Origin of the sequence: Collinsella sp. LCP19S3_C9 (assembly GCF_052121575.1) — a bacterium.
Classification (GTDB): Bacteria; Actinomycetota; Coriobacteriia; order Coriobacteriales; family Coriobacteriaceae; genus Collinsella.
Genome location: NZ_JBQKDZ010000047.1, coordinates 1 through 497, shown reverse-complemented (window position 1 = coordinate 497; position 497 = coordinate 1). Strand labels below are relative to the sequence as shown.

The 497-nt window shown below is 64.8% G+C and carries 1 protein-coding gene; it reads left to right on the top strand.

What is annotated here, in order from left to right; genetic code table 11:
* A partial coding sequence (locus ACTQXI_RS08920; protein ID WP_441548539.1) for an agmatine deiminase family protein occupies positions 1-497 on the top strand: 497 nt, incomplete at both ends.

Genomic DNA, 497 nt, shown 5'->3' with positions numbered 1-497 from the left:
AGGTCATCTGGGTCAAGGAGGGCATCGACCCCGAGGAGACCAACGGCCACATCGACGACGTCGCCACCTTCATCGCCCCGGGCGTCATGGTCTGCATCTGGACCGACGACCCCGAGTACCCGTTCTACGAGCAGTGCCACGCCGCCTACGAGACCCTCTCCAACGCGGTTGACGCCAAGGGCCGCAAGCTGAAGGTCTACAAGCTCTGCATGCCCGTGAAGCCGCTGTACATGGACCAGGCCTCCTGCGACACCATCGACGCCGACGAGAACGCCGAGCCGCGCGTCCCCGACGAGCCGCTGATCGCCTCCTACATGAACTACCTCGTGACCAACCACGGCGTCATCGTCCCGCAGTACGGCGACGAGAACGACCAGCTGGCCGTCGACACGCTCCAGGAGATCTACGACGAGGTCTGGGGCGAGGGCGTCTACAAGTGCGTGGGCGTCAAGTCCGACCAGGTCGTCTACGGCGGCGGCAACATCCACTGCATCACG